Raw genomic sequence first — 22079 nt, forward strand, 5'->3', positions numbered from 1 at the left:
GTGACCCCCGGCGATGAGATGACACCCGGCCCGTCGCGCGCCGTGCGCCGGGCCGCGGATGCTCCGCCCCTGCGCAGCGAGGTCGGACGGACTCGGCCGCGGTGGTCTCGCAGCCGCGGTGTGCTGAGTGTGTTCGCCGCGATGGCCGCTGTCGGCTTCGTGGCTGCGTACGTCGGACCCATCGGGGTCTCCCTCTCGAAGGCCGAAGCCGTCGAACCGCCCGCGACGCTGTACTCGATCACCCTCGGCGACGCGCAGTCGCTGCGGGTCAGCGGCACCGCCGCAGAGGCAGACGGACCCGAGCTGGCGCGGGGCAACTACGAGGTGTACGTCACACCGACGCCGACCCCGACCCCTACGCCCACGAAGAAGGCGACCGGCACGTCGTCGTCCGAGTCCGAGCCGGAGTCGGAGTCGAGCTGGACACCGCCGTTCGCGTCACCGGACCCCGGGAGCGCGCAGTCGATAGCCTTCGACATGGTGATGGCCCGCGGATGGAGCAACGACGACTTCTCCTGCCTCGTCGCGCTCTGGAACCGGGAATCCGGATGGCGCGTCAACGCCTACAACGCCGGCAGCGGAGCGTATGGAATTCCGCAGGCGCTTCCCGGCAACAAAATGGCCAGCGCGGGCGCGGACTGGGAAACCAGCGCCGCGACGCAGATCGCCTGGGGCCTGGGCTACATCGGCGGTCGCTACGGCACGCCGTGCGGGGCGTGGGCGCACTCGAACAGCTCCGGCTGGTACTGAGCTCGTGCCGCGGTCGAACCGCCGTCATCCGTCTCCCGAGGACGATGACGCTCTGACGAGGATGATCGCGGGGTGGAAGCGCACCGAGGTACGCCGTGGTGTCGAGTGGGTGGTGCAGCCCGTGGCCGCATCACGGGCGCAGAAGTCCTACGTCTGCCCCGGTTGTGGACGCAACGTCGAATCGGGCGCGGCGCACGTCGTCGCGTGGCGTGCGGACGGTGTGCTCGGCGACACGGCAGACCTGGCCGCACGGCGCCACTGGCACACGCACTGTTGGAGGATTGCCTGATGGAGATACGTGGACCCCGACTGCTTCCCGCCCACCGGGAGGACATCGAGCTCACCACCGTGGACGGGCTGACCCTCGTCGGCGAGCTGGCGACCCCGCGGGACGTCGAGCCGGTGGCGACCCTGGTCACCCTGCACCCCCTTCCGACCGCAGGTGGTTTCATGGACTCGCACATCCTGCGGAAGGCTGCCGCACGTCTTCCGGCACAGGCCGAGGTGGCGGTCCTCCGATTCAACACACGCGGCACCGTCTCACCGCGAGGGACGAGCGAGGGCTCGTTCGACGGCGGTCGCGCCGAGGCGTTCGACCTGGCCGCGGCGATGGACTTCGTCCGCGAGCGCTCGCTCCCGCATCCGTGGCTCGTCGGATGGTCCTTCGGCACGGAGATCGCCCTCAAGTACGGGCGCGATCACGATGCGGAGGGGGTGATCCTGCTCTCGCCGCCGCTCCACCGCGCGACTCCGGAGGAGGTGGCGGCGTGGGCCGGGGATCCCCGTCCCCTCATCGCGTTGATCCCCGAGTTCGACGACTATCTCCGGCCGGCGGAGGCCGTCGCCCGCTTCTCGACCGTTCCCGGCGCCGTGCTCATTCCCATCGAGGGCGGACGACACCTCTGGGTGGGGGAGACGCAGACGCGGCGGGTGCTGACCGAGATCGTCGCTGCGGTCAACCCCGACGCCCTGCCGCTGGCCACCGAATGGGCGGACGAGGCCTAACGCTCGTTCATCCGCGGGATGACGACCTGACGGTAGATGATCAGGATGCTGGCCGCCACCGGGATCGCGATCAGTGCGCCGAGCAGACCCAGCAGCGAACCGCCCGCCAGCGCCGCGATCACCACCACAGCGCCCGGCACGGAGACGGCCCGGTTCATGATGCGCGGCGAGATCACATACGCCTCGATCTGCATGTAGATGAGGTAGTAGATCGCCGCGATGAGGGCTGTCGTGGGCGAGCCGAGTCCGAGACACGTCAGGACGATCAGCGCCGAACCGGTCAGGGTGCCGACCAGCGGGATGAGGGAGAAGAAGAACGCCACGACGGCGAGCACGGCCGGGAACGGCGCCCCGATGATCGTGAGGAAGATCGCGCTCAAGATGCCGTTGATGACACCCATGCTCACCTGGCCCATGACGTAGTAGCCCACGGAGTCGGTGATCTGCTCGGACAGGTCGATGAAGCGCGAGCGCTTCGACGCGGGCACGAGCTGGTAGATGGCGGCCTTCAGGTTCGGAGTGGAGGCGGTGAAGTAGATCGTGAGGATGACGACGATGAACGTGCCGGTGAACCCCGCGAGGATGGATGCGCCGACCGCGATGATGCCGCCGCCGATCGAGCCGTAGTCGAGGGTGGCGACCCAGTTCTGCAGATACTTCGTGACCTCATCGAGGTTCAGGTTCGGGAAGGTCGCAGTGAGCCAGTTCTCGACGTCCTTGAGGAAGGTCCCCGACTGGGCGATGTCGGTGATGGTGCCGACCAACTGGGTGATCTGCGACGCGATGATCGGCACGACCATCAGCACGATGCCCGCCAGAACGAGGAGCACCGCGAGCAGGGTGATCAACACCGCCGCCCATCGGGGGAGCTTGCGACGCTCGAGGAACGACACCACCGGTTCGAGGCCGAGGGACAGGAACAGCGCTGTGCCCACGTAGAGGAGAATCGTCGACAGTGTCTGGATGCTGCCGATCAGCAGGAGTCCCACGCCCACGCCCAGTGTGGCGACGAGCGCCACACGGAACGGATTTTGAATCTTCACGATGCTCCAGACTTTTCCGGCGAGGTCCCGACGGGTGTGTGGCAAGGATACTGACAATGCACTCGCAGACCGTTTCCGCGGTGCTCTCTGGGGACTTTCAGGAGATCTTGGCTAGTCTGTAACGTCGAGTCAAAGGTCTGTCGTCACATCGGCGGGCCCCGAGGAGTGTATTTCGTGCGTTTCGTGTGGGCGGTCGTGGCATTCGTTCTCGCCGCGGTGATGATCGGTGCCGGCATCGCCCAGCGCACCATCTTCCAGGGGCCCAAGACCGAGACCGCATCGATCTCCGTGACTCAGGACGCGCCGTACACCCTGATCGACGGGGCCGTACTCAACGCCCTCCCCGGTGCCCAGACGCTGCGCGCCGCAGGGTCCGGGGCGGTGTTCGCTTCGTACGGTCGAACGGCCGACGTGAAAGCTTGGCTCGCGGACGTCCCCCACAACGAGGTGAGCCTCGCGTCGGACGGGACGATCACGACCTCGCCCATCGAGCCCGATGCGGACTCCACGGCAGCCCCCGAGCCCGCAGACGGCACGGAGGCGGGTGACACCACGACTGCCGAGGCCACGGCCGTACCGCAGAGTCCTATCGGCTCGGACCTCTGGTTGGACGAATTCCAGCAGGAGGACGAGCTCGTGGCGCCCCTTCAGCTGCCCGACACCATGAGCGTGCTCATCGCCAGTGACGGCACCGCGCCCGCACCCGCAGACATCTCGATCTCGTGGCCGGTGGCCCGCAGCACGCCGTGGGCGGGCCCGCTCATCGTCGGCGGTGCCATCCTCATGGCGATCGGCGTCTTCCTCTACGTCCTGGGAATCCGCCACGCGCGGCGTTCGCGCGGTCCTCGTCGCAAGGGCCTCCCGGTGGCGGTCACCGAGCCGATCGACCTCGCTGTGGAGGGCGCCGAGAAGGGCGTGATCAGTTCCGGCTCCACCCGTCGCAGCCTTTCGCGAGGCAGGCGTGCCTTCGCCGTCGTGCCCGCGATCGGCGTGTCCGCACTGCTCTTCGCCGGGTGCACCGCGGATTCATGGCCGTCGCTGGCAGGCAGCCCGACGCCGAGCCCCTCGGCGACCGTCATCGTGCCCGAGGGCCAGCAGGCGCCCGCCGTCACGGAGGCCCAGGCCGAGCGGATCCTCACGCGCATCGCGGACACGGTCGCCGATGCCGACGCGAACCGCGACCCTGCACTCGCCGCCACACGACTGGACGGCGCGCCGCTCGCAGAGCGCTCCACCAACTACACCCTCGGTGCGGCCGTGCCCGACTATGCCGCCATGCCGGCGATCCAGACCTCACCGCTGAAGATCGTGCTGCCGCAGGCTTTCGATTCGTGGCCTCGCACCGTCATGACGGTCGTCGACGACCAGGACGACAAAGTCTCGAGCATCATGCTGATGACGCAGCAGGACGCCTGGTCGCCCTACAAGCTGTCGTACCTCGCGAACCTCGAAGCCGCCACTGAGATGCCCGACCTCGCGGCGTCCTACGTCGGCGCCACACAGGTGGCCCCCGACTCCCCGTTCCTGGTCATGACCCCCGACGAGCTGGCAACCGCGTACGCGGACATCCTCACCAACGGTGACCAGAGCACGTACTTCGCACAGTTCGACACCGACGGCGACCAGTTCCGCGTGAGTGTGGCCGCCGACCGGCAGCGGCGGCTGGACGAGTTCAATCAGACCGCAGCGTCGACCGGCTCCCTCACGTTCTCGACAACGCCGGGTGCGGAGAGCCCGCTCGCTCTGGCGACGCTCGAGAGCGGCGCGATCGTGGCCGTGAACCTGAACGAGACGGACACGGTCAAGCCGACGAACGCTGAGGCCGTCATCAAGTTGACCAACAACGCCACGGTCAAGGCCCTCGCCGGCGCGGAGCAGTCCTCGACGGGCTTCACGACCACGTACAGTGATCAGCTGTTCTTCTATGTGCCCTCGCAGGGCTCGACCGAGAAGATCCGCTTGCTCGGGTACTCCTCGAACATCCTCGACGCGAAAGTGATTCCGTGACCGATCCCGCACCCGGTGCCGTCCTGCGCGGCGCCGTCGACCTGTCCTCGCTGCGCAACCGGCCGGCCGCGCCGGTGTCGGCACCCCCCTCAGCCGACGGTGGCGCCGGCGCCGCGTCATCCGTCCCGTCGCTCGTCATCGATGTGACGGACGCGACGTTCCCGCAGGTGCTCGAGCTCTCGCGGACCGTTCCCGTCGTCGTCGACCTGTGGGCCGAATGGTGCGGGCCGTGCAAGCAGCTGAGCCCCCTCCTCGAGAAAGTCGTCCGCGAGCTCGCAGGCAGGGTCGTCCTCGCCAAGGTCGACGTCGACGCGAACCCGCAGCTCGCGCAGGCGTTCCGCGCCCAGTCGATCCCCATGGTCGTAGCCCTCCTCGCAGGGCAGCCGGTGCCGATGTTCACCGGAGCAGTCCCCGAGCAGCAGGTGCGCGACGTGTTCACGCAGCTGCTGCAGCTCGCGCAGCAGAACGGCGTCACCGGCTCTGTGGACGTCGATGCGGATGACTCGGCACGTGCCGACGAGACCCCGGCGGAGCCCGAGCTCCCTCCGTTGCACGCGGCCGCGTTCGCGGCGATCGAGGCCGGCGACTACGCCGCGGCGGCCACCGCCTACGAGCAGGCATTGACGGAGAACCCGCGCGATGAGGATGCGCGTGCGGGGCTGGGTCAGGTGCGGTTGCTCGACCGGGTCCAGCACCTCGACCTGCAGGCCGTCCGGTCGGCAGCCGCGGCGAACCCGCTCGACATCCCCGCCCAGCTCGACGCGGCCGACCTCGATCTCGCGGGCGGGCACATCGAGGATGCCTTCGGTCGACTGCTCGAGCTGTTCGGCTCGCTTGCCGCCGACGAGCGGTCGCCGGTGCGCGATCGACTGCTCGAGCTGTTCGGACTCGTCGGCGATGCGGATCCCCGCGTGCTCGTCGCCCGTCGCCGGCTCACGTCGCTGCTGTTCTGACGGGCTGGGGTCGAGCCCGGACAGGGCCCGACCCACACGCGCGAATCGCTACGCGCCGGCCTCGTGGCTCAGCCAGATCACGCCGAGCGGAGGCAGCACCATCCGGGCAAAACCGCCGTCGCCGGCGTGAACGGTACCGAGGTTGCCGACGCCTGAGCCTCCGTACTCCTGCACGTCGCTGTTGAGGATCTCCCGCCACACCCCGGCCTCGGGCAGTTCGACTTCGTAGTCGTGCACGGGCACGCCCGAGAAGTTGCAGATCACTGCCACGACGTTGCCGTGCCAGTCCCGACGTGAGAATGCGCTGACGTTCGGATTCCAGGTGGGCGCGCCCAGGCGTGCGAATGCATCACCGTCGCTGTCCCGCGCCCACAGGGCCGAATGGTCGCGATACGCGCGGTTCAGGGTGCCCACGAAGGACTGCAACTCGGCGTGCGCGGGCTGATCGAGCATCCACCAGTCGAGGCCCCGGGACTCGGACCACTCCGACATCTGACCGAACTCCTGTCCCATGAACAGCAGCTGCTTGCCGGGGTGACCCCACATGTAGGCGAGGAAGGCGCGCATGTTCGCGAGCTTCTGCCAGTGGTCGCCGGGCATGCGGGTGAACAGGCTGCCCTTGCCGTGCACGACCTCGTCATGGCTGATGGGGAGCACGAAGTTCTCACTGAACGCGTACACGAACGAGAACGACAGCTCACCCTCGTGGTGCGAGCGGTACATGGGGTCGCGGGCGAAGTACTGCAAGGAGTCGTTCATCCACCCCATGTTCCACTTGAACCCGAAGCCCAGCCCGCCCTGGCTGGTGGGCGCCGTCACACCGGGGAAGCTCGTCGATTCCTCGGCGATCATCGCGATGCCGGGATAGCGCTTGTACGCGGTGGCGTTGACCTCCTGCAGGAAACGCAGTGCTTCCAGGTTCTCGCGGCCGCCGAACTCATTCGGGGCCCATTCGCCCTCCTCGCGCGAGTAGTCGAGGTACAGCATCGAGGCCACGGCATCCACCCGCAGGCCGTCGACGTGGAACTCCTCGAACCAGAACAGCGCGTTCGCGACGAGGAAGTTGCGCACCTCATTGCGCCCGTAGTCGAAGATCAGCGTGCCCCAGTCCTTGTGCTCGCCGCGGCGAGGATCGGGATGCTCGTACAGCGCCTCGCCGTCGAATTGGGCGAGGGCGAAGGCGTCGCGGGGGAAATGGCCGGGTACCCAGTCCATGATCACGCCGATGTCGGCCTGATGGAGCCGGTCGATGAGGTATCGCAGATCGTCCGGGTGGCCGAACCGACTCGTCGCGGCGTAGTAGCCCGTCACCTGGTATCCCCAGGATCCGCCGAACGGATGCTCGGCGAGAGGGAGGAACTCGATGTGCGTGAAGCCCTGCGCGGTCACGTACTCGATTAGCTGATCAGCCGCGTCGCGGTAGGTCAGCCCGGGACGCCACGATGCGAAGTGCAGTTCGTAGACCGACATGGGCTGCGAGATCGGTGTGGAGACGGCCCGCCGATCCATCCAGGCGCGGTCCTCCCATTCGTAGTGGGACTCCGTCACGACCGATGCCGTCGCCGGCGGGACCTCCGCCTGACGAGCCATGGGGTCGGCCTTGAGGATCCACCCGCCGTTCCGCGTCAGCAGCTCGAACTTGTAGGAGGCACCGGCGCCGACGCCGGGGATGAACAGCTCCCACACCCCGGACCCGCCCATGGAGCGCATCGAGTGCGCCTGCCCGTCCCACTCGTTGAACGAGCCCACGACGCGCACCGCCCGGGCATTCGGCGCCCAGACCGTGAAGGCCGTGCCGAGCGACCCGTCGTGATCGCGCACATGCGCACCGAGGACCGTCCACAGCTCCTCGTGACGACCCTCGCGGATGAGGTGGAGGTCAAGCTCTCCCAGCGTGGGTCCGTGACGATACGGGTCGTCGACGCTGAAGGACGGGGCATCCGCGTACGTGGTCTCGATGACGTACCGACCCGGGTCACCGGAGTGCGCACCTTCCCAGATACCCCCTCGGAGGTGATCGAGACCGACGCGGGTACCGTCGTCGAACACGGCGGTCACCGTGTCGGCGAGTGGACGACGAGCGCGGACGACCCAGGGAGCGCCCGTGTCATCACCGCTCCCACGGTGGAGTCCGAGTACGCCGTGCGGATCGTGATACGAACCCGTCGCGATCGTGTCGAGGGTGCGGTCGTCGATCGTGGTCATCGTGTTTCCCTGACGTGAAGGATGTGGACGGGTTCGGTGAAAGCGTCGAGTCGCACGAAGTTGTGATCGGACCAGGTCCACACAGCACCGGTCACGAGGTCCTCGACATCGAACGGCGTCCCGGGGGCGACGCCCCAGACGCGCGTGTCGAGGTGGACCATCGTCTGACGGACCGAGTGAGCGTCGACGTTCGCGATCACGATGATCGTGTCCGATGTCCCGTCGGGGGAGAGCGCGGCATCGAGATGCTTGGAGAACACGAGGATCGCGTCGTCGTCGCTCCAGTGCACGTCGATGTTGCGCAGCTGCCGGAGCGCGGGATGCGCGCGTCGGATCTCATTGAGTCGACGGAGGTAGGGAGCCAGCGAGTCGCCCCGCTCTTCGGCGCCCTCCCAGTCCCGCACCTTGTATTCATACTTCTCGTTATCGAGATTCTCCTCGGAGCCCGGTCGGGCCACACTCTCGTACAGTTCGTATCCGGCGTACACACCGTAGGTCGGGGCGCCGGTGGCGGCGAGCGCGGCCCTCACCTTGTAGCCGGGGCGCCCTCCGTACTGCAGGTACTCCGTGAGGATGTCGGGAGTGTTCACGAAGAGGTTCGGGCGCAGGAAGTCAGCGGTGTCGGTGGCGAGACCCGTCAGGAACTCCTCGAGCTCCTCCTTCGTGTTGCGCCACGTGAAGTAGGTGTAACTCTGCTGAAAGCCCGCCTTCGCAAGACCCTGCATGACAGCGGGCCGCGAGAACGCCTCGGCGAGGAAGACGATGTCGGGTCGTTCCGCGTTCACCGTGCGGATGAGCCACTCCCAGAACTGCAGCGGCTTGGTGTGGGGATTGTCGACGCGGAAGATCGTCACGCCCTGGGCGATCCAGTGCCTGACCACCCGCAGCGCCTCGGCGTAGATTCCTGCCGGATCGTTGTCGAAGTTGATCGGATAGATGTCCTGGTACTTCTTCGGCGGGTTCTCCGCGAAGGCGATCGTGCCGTCCGGAAGGGTCGTGAACCACTCCGGATGCTCTGATACCCACGGGTGATCCGGCGCGGCCTGCATCGCGAAGTCGAGGGCGATCTCGAGGCCCTCCGCGCGAGCGGCGCGCACGAACGCACGGAAGTCGGCGATCGACCCGAGATCGGGATGGACGACGTCATGACCGCCCGCGGCGGAGCCGATGGCCCACGGCGAACCCGGATCGCCGTCCTTCGGATCGAGGCTGTTGTTCGGACCCTTGCGGTTGATCGTGCCGATGGGGTGGATCGGGGGCAGATAAAGAACATCGAACCCCATCGCCGCGACCGCCGGCAGTCGCTTGGCAGCCGTGCGGAACGTCCCGCTCTTGATGGAGCCGTCCTTCTGCCGCTTCGCGCCCTCCGAGCGGGGGAAGAACTCGTACCACGCTCCCACGCCGGCGCGCTCCCGCTCGACGAGGAGTTCGTACGTCGGACCGACAGTGTGCAGGTTCGTCACCGGCCGTACGGCGAAGAACTCGGCCAGCACCGGATCCCCGACGATCACCAGGGCGGACTCGTCGCTGATCGCCGTGTCGCGCAGCGCGGCGGCAGCGCCCTGGAGCGCGCGGCGTTCGGCGGCATCCCGATCCTTCTCCTGGGCGGCGCGGCTCAGAAGCAGAGCGCCCATCTCCCGCATGAGCGGAGCATCGACGCCCGCCGCGATCTTGAGCTGGGCCGCGTGCTGCCACGTCGCGAATTCGTCGCCGAAGGACTCGAAACGGAAGGACCAGATGCCCTCTTCGAGCGGCGCGATACTCGTGCGCCACCGGTCGAAGCCGTCGCCGAGCGGTGTCAGGCGATGCAGCGATTCGTCGCCGCCGGGGGCGAAGAGCCGCACGTGGACGCCGATGCTGTCGTGCCCCTCGCGGAACGCCGTCACCTGGAACGGGATCACCTCACCGGAATAGGCCGACGGCCGGAACAGGCCGTCCGGTACCGAGGGCGACGGCTGGAACAGCGGAATGCGCCCCGTGATCGTTTCCTGCTCGGGCTTCCCGGGCTGTGCAGCGCGGAGGGGGATGGGGGATGCGGCGCGCCAGGGGCGCGCAATCGCGGTTCGCGTCGTCGTGGCCACGTGTCGAACCTACCCCGCGCACCTGCCCGCCGCGTGCCGACCCGTCACTCCGCGCGAAACAGATGCATGGAAGTGCCGACGAGTTCGACCACATCACCGGGAGACAGCGTGGCCCGCTCCTGCAGGGGTGCCTCCTCGGCGCTCGACCAGAGCGAGACATAGTGCCTCACGCCCTCGATGACGGGAAGGACGACGGAGGTCGGGTGCTCGTTGCCGTGCACCATCAGCAGGATGCGGTTGAGCTTCTCGTGCTCCGGAGTGGATGTGGCGACGTACTGCAGTGTGCGGTGCTCGGGGCTGGTCCAGTTCTCGCCCGACATCGTGTTCCCGTTGCGGTCGTACCAGTCCATGACCGAGGAGTTGGGCACCCGCAGCTCCTCGTGGGCGAACCGGCTGGGGCGCAGCGCGGGGTTGGCCTGGCGCGCACGGATCAGCTGTGCGACGTGCGCACGGAGATCCTCCTGCCAGGGCGCGTGGTCCCAGGTCAGCCAGGTCAGGGCGGAGTCGTGGCAGTAGGTGTTGTTGTTCCCGCGCTGCGTGCGGGCGAACTCGTCGCCGGCGGTGATCATGGGGATGCCCGCCGACAGCAGCAGCGTGCCCATCAGATTGCGCATCGCCTTGCGTCGTGTGGCGAGGATGGCGGGGTCGTCGGTGGGGCCCTCGGCGCCGTGGTTGAACGAGCGGTTGGTGTCGGCGCCGTCCCTGTTGTGCTCGCCGTTGCCCATGTTGTGCTTGACGTCGTAGCTGACGAGGTCGCGCAGGGTGAACCCGTCGTGGGCTGTCACGAAGTTGATGCTGGCGAGCGGTCCTCGCTCGGCGCTGAAGGTGTTGGCCGAGCCCGCCAGACGATTGGCGAAGCCACCGATGCCGACGGGTGAGGTGGAGGCGCGACGGGCGTAGTCCACGTCGCTCAACCAGAAGTTGCGGACACGATCGCGGTAGCGGTCGTTCCATTCGTGCCAGCCGTCGCCGAAGTTGCCGGTCTGCCAGCCCCCCATCCCGACGTCCCAGGGCTCGGCGATCATCTTGACGCCGGCCAGCGCCGGGTCGTCGATGACGGCGGTGAGCAGGGGGTGCTCGGGATCGAAGGTGTGCTGGGCGTCGCGACCGAGAGTGGCGGCGAGATCGAAGCGGAACCCGTCGATCTGCACCTCGTTCGCCCAATAGCGCAGCGAATCGAGCACGACGCGGGCTGCGGCATCCGTCGACGTGTTGAGCGAATTGCCGCACCCGGTGACGTCGATGTACGCGCCGTCTTCCTGCTGCCGGTAGTAGTTGCGATTGTCGATACCCCGGAAGCTCGTGCGCGGTCCGCCCAGACCCTCTTCGGCGGTGTGGTTGTAGACGACGTCGAGGATCACCTCGAGCCCTGCTTCGTGCAGCAGCTTGACCATCCCCTTGAACTCGCGCAACACCGCTTCGGGCCCTTCACGGCGGTTCACGGCGCTGGCGTAACCGGCGTGCGGGGTGAAGAAGTTCAGCGTGTTGTAGCCCCAGTAGTTCGTGAGACCGAGCTGCAGCAGGCGCGGCTCGGACGCGAAGGCGTGCACGGGGAGCAACTGCACCGAGGTGACGCCGAGGGTCAGCAGGTGATCGACCATCGCCGGGTGGGCGAGACCCGCGTACGTGCCGTGCAGCGCGGGCGGGATCAGCGGGTGGCGCTTGGTCATCCCCTTGACATGACCTTCGTAGATCACCGTCCGGTCGAGGGCCACCGCGGGCTTGGACACTCCGCCCCAGTCGAACGCACCGTTCACGACGACGGAACGCCAGTCCTCGTATCCCGCGCTGACGAGACCCCGCGCATACGGCTCGATCAGGAGGGTCCGCGGGTTGAAGGTGCTGCCGGTCGTGTGGTCGCCCTCGACCCGCACGGCGTAGCGGGCGCCGGGGCGCAGGAGAGGCGTGGTCACGCTCCAGACACCGTCGCCGACGGGGGCTAGCGGGGCGGAATCCGTGATCCAGTCGAGATCGGTGTCGTCGAAGATCACCAGCTCGACACTCGTCGCGTGACCCGACCACAAGCGCAGCGTTCCTTCGCCGTCGTGCAACGTCACCCCGAGCCCGTCGAGATGCGGACTCAGCAACCCGGGACCGGGGGCGGCGACGGTGGCGGGTCGGGCGCTGGGCATGCGCTCTAGAGTAGTGAGCACAGGAGTCGATCTCGTTACGGAGGGCCCGTCCCATGCGCGCCTATCTGGACCATGCGGCAACCACCCCACTGCGTGCCGAGGCGCGTGACGCCTGGCTCGCAGCGACCGAGACGGTCGGGAACGCCTCGTCGATCCACGGCGGCGGACAGGATGCCCGCCGCCTCTTGGAGGAATCCCGGGAGCGTCTCGCCGTCGTGCTCGACTGCGATCCGGTCGAACTCGTCTTCACCTCCGGCGGGACGGAGTCGGTCAACCTCGGCCTGAAGGGCCTCTGGTGGTCGCGACCCGCAGACCTTGACACGGTGGTGCTGCCTGACGGCGAGCACCACGCCACGCTCGACTCGGTCGACTGGCTCAGGGCCCACGAGCATGCTCGGGTGAGGCCGGTCGCCCTCGACGCGCAGGCCCGCATCGATCCTGCGCGCTTCGCCGAAGCCTGCGCCGCGCCGGGGGTGGCGCTCGCGACGGCATTGGCCGCCAACAACGAGGCGGGAACCATCAACGATGCGCGCGCGCTCGCGGACGGCGCGTCGATCGCCGGGGTCCCCCTACATCTCGACGCGATCGCCGTGCTCGGTCATGCTCCGCTCTCCTTCCGCCGGTGGCGGGCGGATGCCGCGAGCGCGACGGGCCTCGTCGCCCTCAGCGTGTCGGGGCACAAAGTCGGCGCCCCCGTCGGCATCGGCGCGCTCGTCGTCGCGCGCTCGGTCACTCCGGCCGCGCTCCTGCACGGCGGAGGGCAGCAGCGCGGCCTGCGCTCGGGAACCCAGGACGTCGCGGGGGCGGCGGCTTTCGCCGTCGCCGCCGAGCTCGCGGAGGCCGAGCGCGAGGCCGAAGCCGAGCGCCTCGGTGGACTGCGGCGATCGTTGTGGCGCGGCATCCGCTCGATCGTCCCCGCCGCCGAGCTCCTGGGCGACCCCGTCGACCGGCTGCCGGGCAGTGTTCACGTCCTCTTCCCGGACGCGGCAGGCGATGCGCTGCTGTTCCTGATGGATCAGGCCGGCGTCGCGGTCTCGACCGGGTCGGCCTGTCAGGCCGGTGTGCCCGAGCCCTCGCACGTCGTCGTGGCCATGGGGCGCGGTGAGGCGGCCGCGCGTTCCGTCCTGCGCGTGACCCTGGGGCGCACGAGCACCGCAGCAGACGTCGAAGCCTTCCTCGCCGCCCTTCCCGACGCCCACGCCCGCGCGAGCGGCGCCTCGGCACGCGCCGCCGCACGCTGATCGTGTCCGGCCCGCCCGGGGCCGGGGCCGAGGCCGCACGGAGAGGCGCGCGTAGACTGGTGGCATGCGTGTTCTGGCGGCCATGAGCGGCGGAGTGGACTCCGCGGTGGCAGCTGCGCGCGCCGTCGACGCCGGTCACGACGTCGTGGGAGTGCATCTCGCGCTGTCCCGCGCGGGGGGCACCCTGCGCACCGGCAGCCGCGGCTGCTGCACGATCGAAGACGCGATGGACGCGCGCCGTGCGTCGGACCTGCTCGGCATCCCGTTCTACGTGTGGGACTTCTCCGAGCGCTTCCGTGAAGACGTCATCGAGGACTTCGTCTCGGAGTACCGTGCGGGCCGTACGCCGAACCCGTGCATGCGGTGCAACGAGAAGATCAAATTCGCCGCCCTTCTGGAGCGTGCGCTCGAGCTGGGCTTCGACGCCGTGTGCACCGGGCACTATGCGACGCTGGTGCACGGAGCGGACGGCCTGGAGCTGCATCGCGCGTCGGATGCGGCGAAGGACCAGTCCTACGTCCTCGGCGTGCTGACCGCCGAGCAGCTGGCGCACACCTACTTCCCGCTCGGTTCGACGCCCTCCAAAGCGCTGGTCCGCGCGGAGGCCGAAGCGCGGGGGCTCACGGTGGCGCAGAAGCCCGACAGCCATGACATCTGCTTCATCCCCGACGGTGACACCCGCGGGTGGCTGGCCGACAAGGTGGGCACGTCGACGGGCGATGTGGTCGATCGCGACGGAACAGTGGTCGGAACCCATGAAGGCGCGCACGCCTTCACCGTCGGGCAGCGCCGCGGCCTGTCGCTCGGCGTCCCCGCGGCAGACGGCAAACCGAGGTTCGTCCTGGAGGTGCGGCCCATCTCCAACACCGTGGTGGTCGGCCCCAAGGCGGCGCTGGCCATCGCGCAGATCTCCGGCGACCGCTACAGCTGGGCGGGCGCCGCCCCGCAGGACCGGGAGTTCCGGTGCCACGTGCAGATCCGGGCGCACTCCGACCCCGAGCCGGCGGCCGCCGTGTGGGATGCCGCGTCGGATGCGCTCGTCGTGACACCCGACCGGCCTCTGGACGGCGTCGCGCCGGGCCAGACCGCGGTGCTCTACAGCGGCACTCGGGTGCTCGGGCAGTTCACGATCGACCGCACGGTGTCGGCGGTCCCCGCGGGCGTATGAACCGCGACCGTCGACGGTGCCATGTCGGGACCCGCTTCTAGAATGACCGGGTGACACAAGCGCAACCCGGTCTCGAGCAGGCACGCGAAGAAGCGGTGGAACTGACGGAGCGCATCCTGGGCGCTCGCGACGCGTACTACGGGCGAGACACCGAGATCGTCGACGATGCGACGTACGACGGATGGATGCACCGGCTCGACGAGATCGAACGCCTCCATCCCGAGCTCCAGGGACACGATTCACCCACCCAGACGGTCGGTGCCGCCGAGAACACGCAGTTCGCACCGGTGGAGCATGCCGAGCGCATGCTCAGCCTCGACAACGTGTTCTCCCCGGACGAGCTCCGGGACTGGTGCGTCAAGGCCGAGGCATCGGCCGGTCGCCGCGTGCGGTGGCTGACCGAGCTGAAGATCGACGGCCTCGCCATCAGCCTGCGCTACGAGAACGGCGTCCTCACGTCCGCCGCGACACGCGGCGACGGGCGAGTGGGTGAAGATGTCACGGTCAACGCCGTTCGCGTTCCGGGCATCCCGCAGCGGTTGTCGGGCGCGGGCCACCCCGCGATGGTCGAAGTGCGGGGCGAGGTCTTCATCCCGGTCGCCGCCTTCGCGCAGCTCAACTCACTGCAGGCGGACATGCGCGACCGGGCCGTCGACGAGACACGGTCACGATCGCGCAGGTTCGACGAGGAGAAGGCTCGCATCAGTGCGGAGCGCCGGTTCCCGTCCTTCGCCAATCCGCGTAACGCGGCGAGCGGAGGTCTGCGTCAGCAGCTCGAGAAGAAGGAGGGCCTCGAGCACGAGGCCGGACAGGCCCGTCTCGACTCATTGAGGCTCTTCGTCCACGGCATCGGTGCGTGGGAGCGACCGCCGGTCTCCTCGCAGAGCGAGGTCTACGCGCTGCTGGCCGACTGGGGCCTTCCCACGAGTCCGTATTCCCGCACCTCGGACTCGATCGACGGCGTCCTCGCGTTCGTCGAGCACTACGGCGAGCACCGACACGACGTCGAGCACGAGATCGACGGCATCGTCGTCAAAGTCGATGAACTCGCCCTGCACGACGAGCTGGGGGCCACCAGCCGGGCACCGCGATGGGCGATCGCCTACAAGTACCCGCCCGAGCAGGTCAATACGAAGCTCCTCGACATCGTGGTCTCGGTCGGTCGCACCGGCCGCGCCACGCCGTTCGCGGTCATGGCACCCGCCCGGGTCGCCGGTTCGGTCGTGCGGCAGGCGACGCTGCACAACCAGGACGTCGTCCGCGCCAAGGGCGTGCTGATCGGCGACACCGTGGTGCTCCGGAAGGCAGGCGACGTCATCCCCGAAGTACTCGGGCCCGTGGTCGAACTGCGCGATGGCACGGAACGCGAGTTCGTCATGCCGACGGTGTGCCCGGAGTGCGGGACCACGCTCGCACCGGCCAAAGCGGGCGACATCGACATGCGCTGTCCCAACACGCGCGCGTGCCCCGCCCAGGTGCGCGGACGGGTGGAACACATCGGTTCGCGCGGCGGCCTCGACATCGAGGCTCTGGGGGAGGTCACCGCCGCGGCCCTCACACAGCCGACCAGCCCCGCCGTTCCGCCGCTGGAGACCGAGGCGGGGTTGTTCGAGCTCACGATGGAGCAGCTCGTCCCGATCGAGGTGGTGGTGCGGGATGCCGAGACCGGCGAACCCCGTATCGACGAGAACACGGGCGAGCCGGTACGGCGGGCGCCGTTCCGGCGCAACGCTTCCGCCGTCGAGAAGAAGGGGGGCCTCGTCGGCCCGCAACCCTCGGTGCAGGCCGTGCGCCTCCTGGAAGAGCTGGAGAAGGCCAAGACCAAGGATCTGTGGCGATTCTTGGTCTCTCTCAACGTGCGTCACGTCGGTCCCGTCGCTGCGCGCGCCCTGGCGCAATGGTTCGGTTCGGTGGCCGCCGTGCAGGAAGCGTCGCGAGACGAACTGGCGTCGGTCGAAGGCGTGGGCGGAATCATCGCCGACTCGCTCGTCGAGTGGTTCGCCGTGGACTGGCATCGCGAGATCGTGGATCGGTGGCGCGCGGCGGGCGCGCAGCTCGCCACGCCCGGCCACCCGGGTCCGGGCGCGGCGGCGGCGAGCGGTGGAGTGCTCGAAGGGGTGACCGTCGTGGCCACCGGCTCTCTCGAGGGTTACAGCCGGGAGGGAGCGCTGGAGGCGATCATCGCCGCCGGAGGGAAGGCGGCGTCGAGCGTCTCCAAGAAGACCGACTTCGTCGCTGCGGGTCCCGGTGCCGGCTCGAAGCTCAGCAAGGCGGAGGAGCTCGGCGTGCGTATCCTCGATGCGGCCCAGTTCAAGATCCTCGTCGAGCAGGGACCGTCCGCCCTCGACGTCCTCGACCCCGACGCCGGCTGAACGGCGACGTGCCGCCTCAGCGACATCCGCCCTACGAACCCGTCGTGAGCCTCAACAATGACTCGCGCACCTGTCGGCGCAACACCTTGCCGATGAGTGAGACCGGCAGTTCGTCCACCAGGAAGATCCGTCGCGGGACCTTGTAGGGCGTCAAGATGCTCCGTGCGAATTCGCGCATGGCCTCCACATCGATCTCGGCCCCCGGCTCGACCACGACGGCAGCGACGACCTCCTCGCCCGAGTGATCGCTCGGCACTCCCACGACGGCGGCGTCCTTGACACCGGGGTACTGCCGCAAAGCGATCTCGACCTCGGTGGGCGCGACGTTGAATCCGCCGGTGATGATGAGCTCTTTGATGCGATCGACCACGCGCACGAACCCGGCCTCATCGATCGTGACGATGTCGCCCGTGCGGAACCAGCCGTCGACCATCACCTTCTGGGTCTCTTCCGGTTTGCCGTAGTACCCGGAGAAGACCTGCGGTCCGCGCACGATGAGCTCTCCGCGCTCGCCCGCGGGAACATCCCGGGTCGGATCGTCGGGATCGACGACGCGGCACTCGGTGCCGGGCAGCGGCAGTCCGACCGTGCCCGGCACGCGGTTGTCCGCGACCGGGTTCGCCATCAGCACGGGGGAGCATTCGCTCAACCCGTACCCTTCGACCAAGTAGCCACCGGTTGCGGCCTCGAAGGGCACCACGAGCTCGTGCGGCAACGCCATCGCGCCCGAGATCGCGACATCCGTCCCGCGCAGTGACACCCCCTGCTCTTGAGCGGCGCGGAGCAGACGATCGGCGATCGGCGGCACGAGGGGGAGGAAGGTCGCCGGGTGCTTCTTGGTGACGGCCAGCACCATGTCGGGATCGACTTTCGGGAACAGCACGAGGCGTGCGCCCATCGACATGGCGAAGGTCAGGCAGAGCGTCAGCCCATAGGCGTGGAACATCGGCAGCACGGCGTAGACGACGCAGCCGTTGCCGCGCACGATCGAGGGCACCCACGCGCGCGACTGCGCTGCATTCGAGAGCAGGTTTCGATGGGTGAGCGCAGCGCCTTTCGGCGTTCCGGTCGTGCCGCTCGTGTACTGGATGATCGCCAGATCTGAGGTGGCGGGCCGGGGGTGGCTCTGCGGCAGAGGAGTGCCGCGCTCCAGGCGTTCCCAGGCGATCGCGCCGCTGACAGGGGCGTGGAGAGCCTGTCGAGACGCGCGCGCCTTCGCGACGGGCAGCCGCAATGCCAGGCGCGTCGAGAACGGCATGGCGCGTGTCACGTCGACCGAGATGAGCGTCGCGACGGCGACATCGGCGGGGAAATCCTGCACCGAGGGGACCACCTTGCTCCACACGATCGCAACGTTGGCGCCGTGGTCTTCGAACTGCTTGCGCAACTCACGGGGGGTGTAGAGCGGATTGTGCTCGATCGCGATCGCCCCCAGACGCAGGATCGCGTAGAAGGCGACGATGTGCTGCGGGCAGTTCGGCAGGACGATGGCGACCGGATCACCCGCCGTCACCCCCAGCGCCTTGAGTCCCGCCGCGGCCGTGTCGATCGCGTGCTTCAGCTCTCGGTAGGACGTCTCGCGCCCGAAGAACTGGAGGGCCGTCGCATCGGGATAGTCCCGCGCCGACGCCTCGACGATGTCGACCAGCGAGCCGCTGACAGGGTCGAGATCCTCTGGGACACCGTCGGCGTAGCTGCGGATCCAGGGGCGAGGGGGATCGTACGTCGTCGTCACGGCTTCAGCCTATGCCCGGCGAACGAGCCCCCCGGGGCGCCACCCGCAGCCCGCCTAGAATGGGGGGGTGTCTGAAATCACTCCCGAACTCGTGCGCCATCTCGGTGTCCTCGCCCGGATAGACCTGAGCGATGAGGAGGTCGGGCGTCTCACCGGCCAACTCGACGTCATCGTCGACAACATCGCGAAGGTGTCGCGCGTGGCCACCGACGACATCGCCGCCACCAGTCACCCGGTGCCGTTGCAGAACGTGTTCCGCGACGACGTGGTGGGCGAGACCCTGACGCAGGCGCAGGCGCTACAGAATGCGCCGGATGCTGCGAACGGCCGTTTCCGCGTGACGGCGATCCTGGGGGAGGAGCAGTGAGCGACATCATCCGACTCTCCGCCGCCGACCTCGCCGGAAAGCTCGCCGCGGGCGAGATCTCGAGCGTGGAGGCGACCCGGGCGCACCTCGACCGTATCGACGCCGTGGACGGCGACGTGCACGCTTTCCTCCACGTCAACGCCGCCGCCGTCGACGCGGCGGCGGCGGTCGACCGTCGACGCAGCTCGGGCGAGGCTCTCGGTCCGCTCGCCGGTGTCCCGCTGGCGATCAAGGATGTGCTGGTCACGACCGACATGCCGTCCACGAGCGGTTCGAAGATCCTCGAGGGTTACCTGTCTCCGTTCGATGCCACCGTCGTGGCGCGGGCGCGCGCCGCGGGGCTCGTGCCGCTGGGCAAGACCAACATGGACGAATTCGCGATGGGGTCTTCCACCGAGCACTCCGCCTACGGTCCGACGCACAACCCCTGGGATCTGGACCGCGTCCCGGGCGGCTCCGGCGGTGGGTCGGCCGCAGCCGTCGCCGCCTTCCAGGCCCCGCTCGCGCTGGGCAGCGACACCGGCGGGTCCATCCGTCAGCCCGCACAGCTCACCGGCACGGTGGGGCTCAAGCCCACGTACGGCGGAGTGAGCCGCTACGGTGCGATCGCGCTGGCGTCCAGCCTCGATCAAGTCGGCCCCGTCGCCCGTTCCGTCCTCGACGCAGGCCTGCTGCACGACGTGATCGGCGGTCACGACCCCCAGGACTCGACCTCCCTCACCGACATGTGGCCCTCGTTCGCCGAGGCCGCCCGGGACGGTGCGCGCGGGGACGTGCTCGCCGGGCTGCGCGTCGGCGTCATCCGCGAGCTCCCCGACAGCGGTTTCCAGCGGGGCGTTTCGGCGTCGTTCCGCGAGTCCCTCGCACTGCTCGAGGCCCACGGAGCCGAGATCGTCGAGATCAGCGCCCCGCACTTCGAGTACGGAGTGGCGGCGTACTACCTGATCCTCCCGGCCGAGGCGTCGAGCAACCTCGCGAAGTTCGACTCCGTCCGTTTCGGTCTTCGTACGCAGGTCGCCGGCACCGTCGAGGATGTCATGGCCGCCACGCGTGACGCCGGCTTCGGCGACGAGGTCAAGCGACGAATCATCCTGGGCACCTACGCCCTGAGCGCCGGGTATTACGACGCCTATTACGGCAGCGCTCAGAAGGTGCGCACGCTCATCCAGCAGGACTTCGACGCCGCGTTCGCGCAGGTGGACGTCATCGCCACGCCGACGGCGCCGACGACCGCGTTCCGTTTGGGTGAGCAGATGGAGGATCCGCTCACGATGTACCTCAACGACATCACGACCATCCCGGCGAACCTCGCAGGGGTGCCGGGCATCTCGATCCCGAGCGGTCTGGCCGCCGAGGACGGACTGCCGGTCGGCATCCAGTTCCTCGCCCCCGTCCGAGAGGACGCGCGTCTTTACCGCGTCGGCGCGGCGCTGGAAGCACTGCTCGAAGACCAGTGGGGCGGTCCGCTGCTGGATCGCGCACCGCTCCTGGGAGGGAAGGCCTGATATGGCGAAGGACCGTTTGCTCAGTTTCGACGAGGCCCTCGACCTGTACGAGCCCGTCCTCGGTTTCGAGGTGCACGTCGAGCTGAACACCAAGACCAAGATGTTCTCGGCGGCGCCCAACTCGTTCGGGCGCGAGCCGAACACGGACCTCGCGCCGGTCGACCTCGGCCTCCCGGGATCGCTGCCGGTCGTGAACGGCGAGGCCGTCCGTTACTCGATCTCGCTCGGACTCGCGTTGGGGTGTTCCATCGCGCCGTCGAGCCGGTTCGCGCGCAAGAACTACTTCTATCCCGATTTGGGCAAGAACTACCAGATCTCGCAATTCGACGAGCCGATCGCCTTCGAGGGATCGGTCGACGTCGAACTGGCCGACGGATCCGTCGTGACCGTGCCGATCGAACGCGCTCACATGGAGGAGGACGCGGGAAAGCTGACGCACATGGGAGGCGCGGCCGGGCGCATCCAGGGAGCGGAGTACTCCCTCGTGGACTACAACCGCGCCGGTGTACCCCTCGTCGAGATCGTCACGAAGCCGATCTACGGCGCCGAACATCGCGCCCCCGAGATCGCGAAGGCCTACGTGCAGACGATCCGCGACATCGTTCTCTCGCTCGGCATCTCGGACGCGAAGATGGAGCGCGGCAATCTGCGGTGCGACGCGAACGTGTCGCTGCGGCCGCGCGGTCAGGAGAAGCTGGGCACGCGCACCGAGACCAAGAACGTCAACTCGATGCGGTCGGTCGAGCGGGCGGTCCGATACGAGATCCAGCGTCAAGCCGCCGTGCTGGCGGGTGGTGGGACCATCACCCAGGAGACCCGTCACTGGCATGAGGACACCGGCACGACCTCTCCGGGTCGACCGAAGTCGGACGCCGACGACTATCGGTACTTCCCCGAGCCCGACCTGCTGCCCGTCGTTCCGTCGCCGGAGCTGATCGAAGAACTGCGCGCGGCGCTTCCTGAGCCTCCTGCCGCGCGGCGTAGGCGGCTCAAGGACGCGTGGGGCTTCAGCGACCTCGAGTTCCAGGACGTGGCGAACGGCGGCATCCTCGCGGAGGTGGAGGCCACGATCGCCGCCGGCGCCACTCCGACCGCGGCGCGCAAATGGTGGACGGGCGAGATCGCCCGCCTCGCGAACGCGCAGGGACGCGAGGCCTCCGACCTGGTCTCCCCGGCAGATGTCGCCGCAGTGCAGGCGCTCGTGGACGCGGGGACGCTCAACGACAAACTCGCGCGCCAGGTGCTCGAGGGGGTCATCGCCGGGGAGGGGACTCCGCAGGAGGTGGTCGACAGCCGCGGACTTGCGGTGGTGTCGGACGACGGACCGCTGATCGCTGCGATCGACGACGCGCTCGCTGCGCAGCCCGATGTCCTGGCGAAGATCCGTGAGGGAAAGGTCCAGGCGGCCGGAGCGGTCATCGGGGCGGTCATGAAGGCGATGCGGGGACAGGCGGATGCCGCCCGGGTCCGCGAGCTCGTCCTGGAGCGCGCGGCCGCATCCTGATCCGAGCTCGA

16 protein-coding genes are annotated in these 22079 nt (G+C 68.6%); 11 read left to right on the plus strand and 5 right to left on the minus strand.

Going from position 1 to position 22079, the window contains the following annotated elements:
- From ACFXOO_RS05695 to ACFXOO_RS05705, 3 genes are read left to right on the plus strand one after another with little or no spacing between them, the layout of a single operon-like run.
- Nucleotides 1–750 carry a lytic transglycosylase domain-containing protein gene (locus ACFXOO_RS05695; protein WP_394562993.1) on the plus strand — a complete coding sequence of 250 codons (750 nt, stop codon included), beginning with the start codon at nt 1–3 and terminating at the stop codon, nt 748–750.
- A 4-nt stretch (nt 751–754) separates the two neighbouring features.
- Nucleotides 755–1039, plus strand: coding sequence for a hypothetical protein (locus ACFXOO_RS05700; RefSeq protein WP_378839195.1), 285 nt, complete (start codon nt 755–757; stop codon nt 1037–1039).
- Complete coding sequence (locus ACFXOO_RS05705; RefSeq protein WP_378839198.1) at nt 1039–1755, plus strand: alpha/beta hydrolase; 717 nt, start codon at nt 1039–1041, stop codon at nt 1753–1755. Before ACFXOO_RS05700 ends, ACFXOO_RS05705 begins: the two co-directional genes overlap by 1 nt.
- On the opposite strand, the gene ACFXOO_RS05710 is transcribed toward ACFXOO_RS05705, so the two are convergent.
- Entirely contained in the window at nt 1752–2798 is a 1047-nt protein-coding gene (locus ACFXOO_RS05710; RefSeq protein WP_378839200.1) for an AI-2E family transporter, read from the minus strand. The genes ACFXOO_RS05705 and ACFXOO_RS05710 overlap by 4 nt on opposite strands.
- A 174-nt stretch (nt 2799–2972) precedes the next feature.
- On the opposite strand from ACFXOO_RS05710, the gene ACFXOO_RS05715 reads away from it, so the two are divergent.
- Both ACFXOO_RS05715 and ACFXOO_RS05720 read left to right on the plus strand, forming a co-directional pair.
- Nucleotides 2973–4805 (plus strand): glycosyl transferase, encoded by a 1833-nt coding sequence (locus ACFXOO_RS05715; RefSeq protein WP_394562995.1) that lies wholly within the window; start codon nt 2973–2975, stop codon nt 4803–4805.
- Nucleotides 4802–5758, plus strand: coding sequence for a tetratricopeptide repeat protein (locus ACFXOO_RS05720; RefSeq protein WP_378839206.1), 957 nt, complete (start codon nt 4802–4804; stop codon nt 5756–5758). Before ACFXOO_RS05715 ends, ACFXOO_RS05720 begins: the two co-directional genes overlap by 4 nt.
- Nucleotides 5759–5806: 48 nt before the next feature.
- Here ACFXOO_RS05720 and glgB read toward each other — a convergent pair whose 3' ends face one another.
- From glgB to glgX, 3 genes are read right to left on the minus strand one after another with little or no spacing between them, the layout of a single operon-like run.
- On the minus strand, nt 5807–7963 hold the full coding sequence (glgB, locus tag ACFXOO_RS05725) for a 1,4-alpha-glucan branching protein GlgB (RefSeq protein WP_394562996.1): 2157 nt from the start codon (nt 7961–7963) through the stop codon (nt 5807–5809).
- Nucleotides 7960–10044 carry a maltotransferase domain-containing protein gene (locus ACFXOO_RS05730; protein ID WP_394562998.1) on the minus strand — a complete coding sequence of 695 codons (2085 nt, stop codon included), beginning with the start codon at nt 10042–10044 and terminating at the stop codon, nt 7960–7962. The genes glgB and ACFXOO_RS05730 overlap by 4 nt, the downstream gene beginning before the upstream one ends.
- A 44-nt stretch (nt 10045–10088) precedes the next feature.
- Complete coding sequence (glgX, locus tag ACFXOO_RS05735) at nt 10089–12176, minus strand: glycogen debranching protein GlgX (protein WP_394562999.1); 2088 nt, start codon at nt 12174–12176, stop codon at nt 10089–10091.
- Between the two features lie 53 nt (nt 12177–12229).
- Here glgX and ACFXOO_RS05740 point away from each other — a divergent pair, with 53 nt between their 5' ends.
- The 3 genes from ACFXOO_RS05740 (at nt 12230) to ligA (ending at nt 16957) form a co-directional block, all read left to right on the plus strand.
- A complete protein-coding gene (locus ACFXOO_RS05740; RefSeq protein WP_394563001.1) occupies nt 12230–13417 on the plus strand; it encodes a cysteine desulfurase family protein in 1188 nt (395 codons plus the stop codon).
- A 64-nt stretch (nt 13418–13481) separates the two neighbouring features.
- Complete coding sequence (mnmA, locus tag ACFXOO_RS05745; RefSeq protein WP_394563003.1) at nt 13482–14585, plus strand: tRNA 2-thiouridine(34) synthase MnmA; 1104 nt, start codon at nt 13482–13484, stop codon at nt 14583–14585.
- Nucleotides 14586–14635: 50 nt separating this feature from the next.
- Nucleotides 14636–16957, plus strand: coding sequence for an NAD-dependent DNA ligase LigA (gene ligA / locus ACFXOO_RS05750; protein ID WP_394563004.1), 2322 nt, complete (start codon nt 14636–14638; stop codon nt 16955–16957).
- Between the two features lie 31 nt (nt 16958–16988).
- Here the strand turns inward: ligA and ACFXOO_RS05755 are convergent, their stop codons facing one another.
- Nucleotides 16989–18692 (minus strand): long-chain-fatty-acid--CoA ligase, encoded by a 1704-nt coding sequence (locus ACFXOO_RS05755; protein ID WP_394563005.1) that lies wholly within the window; start codon nt 18690–18692, stop codon nt 16989–16991.
- Nucleotides 18693–18759: 67 nt separating this feature from the next.
- Here ACFXOO_RS05755 and gatC point away from each other — a divergent pair, with 67 nt between their 5' ends.
- The 3 genes from gatC to gatB are packed head-to-tail and all read left to right on the plus strand — an operon-like array spanning nt 18760 to nt 22068.
- Entirely contained in the window at nt 18760–19059 is a 300-nt protein-coding gene (gatC, locus tag ACFXOO_RS05760) for an Asp-tRNA(Asn)/Glu-tRNA(Gln) amidotransferase subunit GatC (RefSeq protein WP_378839226.1), read from the plus strand.
- The gene (gene gatA / locus ACFXOO_RS05765; protein WP_378839229.1) at nt 19056–20564 is read left to right on the plus strand and encodes an Asp-tRNA(Asn)/Glu-tRNA(Gln) amidotransferase subunit GatA; all 1509 of its coding nucleotides are present in this window, start codon (nt 19056–19058) and stop codon (nt 20562–20564) included. Before gatC ends, gatA begins: the two co-directional genes overlap by 4 nt.
- A gap of 1 nt (nt 20565) precedes the next feature.
- Nucleotides 20566–22068 carry an Asp-tRNA(Asn)/Glu-tRNA(Gln) amidotransferase subunit GatB gene (gene gatB / locus ACFXOO_RS05770; protein ID WP_394563007.1) on the plus strand — a complete coding sequence of 501 codons (1503 nt, stop codon included), beginning with the start codon at nt 20566–20568 and terminating at the stop codon, nt 22066–22068.
- Nucleotides 22069–22079: the final 11 nt, after the last annotated feature.

This window comes from Microbacterium sp. P03 (genome assembly GCF_043556235.1).
Classification (GTDB): domain Bacteria; phylum Actinomycetota; class Actinomycetes; order Actinomycetales; family Microbacteriaceae; genus Microbacterium.